The sequence below is a fragment of the uncultured Thiodictyon sp. genome (assembly GCF_903828115.1).
Classification (GTDB): domain Bacteria; phylum Pseudomonadota; class Gammaproteobacteria; order Chromatiales; family Chromatiaceae; genus Thiodictyon.
This window is the reverse complement of sequence record NZ_CAIKKU010000110.1, coordinates 1-4,539: the sequence shown is the minus strand read 5'-3', so window position 1 is coordinate 4,539 and position 4,539 is coordinate 1. Positions and strand designations below refer to the sequence as shown.

Genomic DNA, 4,539 nt, shown 5'->3' with positions numbered 1-4,539 from the left:
TGGCCGATGCTGTCGACCTCGTCGTGGCCTGACACCACCAGCAGGTCGCCCAGTCCGGCGGGCGGTTCGGAGTAGCCGTCCAACTCGGTGATGTCCCGGCACACTGCGCCAAAGGCAGTGAGCCAATCCAGCCGATTGGCGCGCACCGAGGTATCCTTGCCATTGACCAGCGGTTGCACCGTGTTGCCCTTCCAGGCCAGCGTCACCGCCGCCTTGCCCAAGGGCAGAAGGGCGGTCATGCCGACCGCGGTGACGGTGGGCAGGGTCGCGACCAGGGGCTCGACTTCGACCTCGTGCCCGCGCAGTGCATCGCGCAGCGCAAGCGCGCAGTCGTAGCGCAGGGCATCCACGATGACGACCGCGCGCTTGCCCTTCGCGGACCACAGAGTCTTTTCCAGGCGGCCCGTGACTGGCGGGATGCCGGGGATCGCGACCGAGCCCGCGTCCGCAATGCTCTTGAAGAACCGGTTGTTGAGGACATTGGCATAGGTCCCGTAGCAACGATCCAGGACCCGGGTCACGCCGGGTAGGCCCTCCTCTTCGGCCCGTGCGCGCAGCCGAACGTGTTGCCGTTCGACACAGTCCGCGGCCTCGACATAGACCCGCACCAGCGCGGCGCTGCCCGTTGCCTGCTCGGCCCGGTTCTTCGCCTGGTCGCAGGCGCCCACAAAAATGCCCAGATCGCGCAGGAGCGACCAGGCCCCGACAGGTGCGGAACTGGCCTTGGCGTATTCGCACTCCCGCTGGATCAACTCTCCGTTATCCTGGAAGAACGCATCCACCGCCGACGACTTGGACGCCGCCGCGTCGAAGGCCTGGCGCACCTCGCCCCAACGCAGTCGGACCAGGTGTGGAAACCCGAACGAACACCCCGAACGCCCCTTCGCCCAGGCGGTGAGGTCCAGCTTGTGCTCGACCTCCAGTATCCATTGGTCCCAGGCCCCACGGCCCTCGCTGTCCCGCAACCAGCGCTGGAGCAATTGCAGGTGGTGCGGACGCAGGGTCAGGGGCGGCAGCCGGGTCAGGAAGGGGAATTCGGCCGGCTCCCCGTAGCCGATGTAGGTCTCGGTCAGGGCCAACACCGCGACCAGCTCGCGGACCCAGTCATCCGGCGAGGACGTGGGGTATTCAAAGCCGTAGCGTTCGCGCACCGCGGCGATCAACTCGTCCTGCAAGCCGTCGTCGCCCAGGGCCTTCCAGGACGATTGCGGATCCACGCTCAAGTCCAGGAGTGTCCGGTCCAGGTCACCCAAGAGGCGCGACTGGGCGAGCGCCGGGGTGAGGGTCTCACCCCAGAACTGGGCCGGCCGGTCGACGAAGCGGCCGACATACTTCGCCAGCACCGAGTCCTGTCCGCCCTCGTAGAGGCGCCGCTGCTCACTCACCCCGTTCGGCAGGGCCGCCCCCGCCTGGCGCAGCAGCCCGAACAGGGTCGGCCGCTTGCCGTTGATGCGCCAGTCGATCCCAGCGATCCGGTATTCGGTCAGCAGGTCGAGCGGCGGCTCGCCGGCCGGGCCCGGTCGTTCGAGGCGTTCCTCCGGCATGGGCAGATAGACGACGAACCGCAGCGATTTCCGCGCCTCGGGCTCGACCGCCGCCAGTGCCCGATGGATCCGGTATTTGACCCAGACTTGTCCGTGCCCCTGGTCCGCGTCATAGCGCAGGAGCAGAAACGGCGCCTGAACCATGGCCGCCAGATGTCCCTCGAAGGCGTCCATCAGGCGCGTGAACTCCTCGCGCTCGTCGAACCACAGGCACACCTGGGCGCGCTTCTCGTGCTGAAAGCGCTGGCTGAGTTGGTTCATGAGTGCATCGAGGATCATTTGTTCACCACCACGACACGAAGGTATGTTCGATCAATGAAGCGCCCCTTCACCCGCCTCGCTTATCGCCCGATCAATGACGGATTGAGCCAGGAAATAACCTCTGGCGCGCATCTCTTCAAGCAAGGGTTGCACGGCTCGAATCAATCCGCGCTGCTTCGCTTCCACTAAAATGCCCGGTGCCCCCTTTACCCGCAATCCATATCCGATCTCTGCAATCTGTCTGGCCCTGCGGTCGTCAAGAAGCAGGAGACGCGCGTGCCGGCGAAGAGCGAGTGTGATAGCCTCGCTTTCGCCTGCGCCAAGATCCCAGGCGAGTAACAGGTCTGGCGGCGGCTGCACCTCGGCACGTATCGCCCACGAAGCAGCCAGCAATTCGGCTGATCCCGGTCGGTCGGCGCCCACCGTTGTCACTTCGAAAAACACTGCATCCGGAATCAGTACCGACCCGTAAAGATCGCCAAGCAAATCGATCTTGCCGATGGCCGACAGAATGATGAGCGGTCCGGCATCCGCAACGACCGGCAGGGCATCAGACACTTTCAAATTCTCGCTTTAATTCCTCCTCGTCCATCTGAATAATGGATATGCCGCGCTGCCCCATCGCCAATAGAAACTCGACGCGCGAGATGCCGCAGAGCTCCGCACCCTTACCTGAGGAGATGTGGTGCTGATCGAAGAGTCGCGCCGCGAGCGTCAGCTTGGCCTCGCGGATAAACTCTTCATGTGACTGGCCGGTCGCCAGCAAGACGCTTTCGGGCAACTCGATCGTGACAGTTCTCATCTCATACCTCTTCGGTTGTTTTTACCACCAAGTCACCAAGACACGAAGAAGCTCAATCAGGATTTCCTCTTGGTGTCTTCGTGTCTTGGTGGTGAATGGTTCTTCAAACCACCTTCGCGATCCGCAGCACCCCGGCCTTTTGCAGGGGCTCGATGTTGACCTTGACGCCGTCGTCGAGGTCCGGGTCCCAGCCCTTTGGCCGCTCGTCGGGTGTTTTCCAGGGCGTCAGGATGCGCAAATCGCGGTCACCGCCTTCGGCCCCTTCATGGAGTCCTTCCTGAATAGCCTGGAGTTTCACGTCCAGTGCCTGCGCCTCCTCGAGCTTGGCCTGCCACTCCAGCCGGTCGGCGGTCGCGCCGGCCTTGTCGGCGAGGCCGGCCTCGCGCCGGAACTCCTCAATGGCGTCGCGCAGATAGGTCGCGCGCAGCTTCGCCAGGCGGTTCATGTCGAAGCGGTGGTAGTGGACCAGGGCGCCGAAGGCGAAGCGGGCGGTACCCTGGGCCGAGGCGATGTGCCAGAAGATGGGGCGGTTCTTGTAGAGCCCACAGTGGTACTCGAAGAAGGCGTTGTCCAGCCAGGCGTCCAGGCTCGCGCACCGGCGATAGCCCTTCACGGTTTGATTCAGCTCGTTGACGATCTCCACCTCGACCTGGCTCGCATCGCGGTCGGGGAACAGCTCGGCCAGTTCATGCCGCACACGCTCGACGAGTCGGGGCTCGCCGTTCACCGCGTTGAAGGGGACGATGCCGTCGTCGTCCGCCTCCAGCACCCGCTTGGTTGCATAGGAGAGCAGGCGCCAGACGTGCTCCATGCGCTTCTGGTCGGCGGTCTTGCCTTCCATCTGGGGCCAGAGGACTTCCGGCGGGCGGTTACTGAATGTCTCCTCGATTTCTCTGCGTGCGATGACGGGGATGCCATAGAGGCGGTAAACCTCATCGTTCAGATTGGCGTAAATCGCCTGGATTTGATCTTCCTCATTAGCCTCGCGCTCGCTGATTTCGTCGAGTAATGACGATACCGCTTGAGATCCAGATATCGCTGTGTCAGTCATCCATGGAGCAATGAATCGGGTCGAGATCTCATTGCCTGTATCCCAGGCAGCCTTGGCGTCATGCACGTCCCTTGCAAGTTTCCCTACTGCATCCCGGCGCGCCTCCGATACCGCCGGCACAGGTAAACGTCGCACCACGCCAGCCTCCCATGAGCCGAACGACATCAGGCAGTTAAGCAGGTACTCCGCGAGTGTCGAGTTTCCTATCCCTAGGAGGAACCATCGAGCCTCCTCGGTTTCCGTCAGCACAACGGCGCCTTTGTTTGAAAACGCGCACCCTGCGGGAAGACTGCGGAGATTGAACCCTCTCTGTGTTCGGCGGGGCCATGTCAAGCCAGGTAGGAAGTAGTCATCCACCGAATCCGGAAGGTGTGTCGGCCTTCCTGTGCGCCCGAAGAAGCCAGCGTATGTTCTTCTCAACGGTTCCCAATGAACCACCAGGTATACGTCAGAGTAGAAACGAGAGAACCCGCCGCCCTTAGCAAAGGGTTCCCAAGTGTATTGGGGCTTCGTTGACGCCTTAGGCTGTTCCCACCACATGCGAATGAACTGCTCGTCGTCTCCTGTGTAGCCGCCGACCCGAGCGCGTCCAAGAGATGGCTCTAACGGAAGCGCTTCTCGAAAGACATGGGCGACGATGTGCAGGCGCTGATAGGCGAGGGGTGTCCCCTCTATCGCACGGAAGTCGCGGCGGGCGATGTCGAATCGCACGCGGTCGGACTCACCACGAAATGACCGCACGAACATCTCGTGCCGTCGGTCGGGCTCGCCTTTCCCTCCCTTAAATCGCTCAAGATCGAAAAACGTCCCACGCTCCCCCTCGCTCACCACGTAGTACGCCCGATCCGCCTGCTCCGCCGTCGTCTCGATCCCCTCCCGCG

General features: G+C 62.9%; 3 protein-coding genes and 1 pseudogene. All 4 read right to left on the bottom strand.

Annotated features, from left to right (window positions below; genetic code table 11):
* On the bottom strand, window positions 1-1,823 hold a 1,823-nt coding region (locus QZY48_RS04035; RefSeq protein ID WP_295428042.1), incomplete at its 3' end, for a PglZ domain-containing protein.
* A 33-nt stretch (window positions 1,824-1,856) separates the two neighbouring features.
* Entirely contained in the window at window positions 1,857-2,363 is a 507-nt protein-coding gene (locus QZY48_RS04030; protein WP_295428039.1) for a DUF3368 domain-containing protein, read from the bottom strand.
* Entirely contained in the window at window positions 2,356-2,607 is a 252-nt protein-coding gene (locus QZY48_RS04025; RefSeq protein WP_295428037.1) for a UPF0175 family protein, read from the bottom strand. The genes QZY48_RS04030 and QZY48_RS04025 overlap by 8 nt, the downstream gene beginning before the upstream one ends.
* 103 nt (window positions 2,608-2,710) lie before the next feature.
* Window positions 2,711-4,539 (bottom strand): annotated as a pseudogene (locus QZY48_RS04020) (hypothetical protein); the annotation flags it as partial.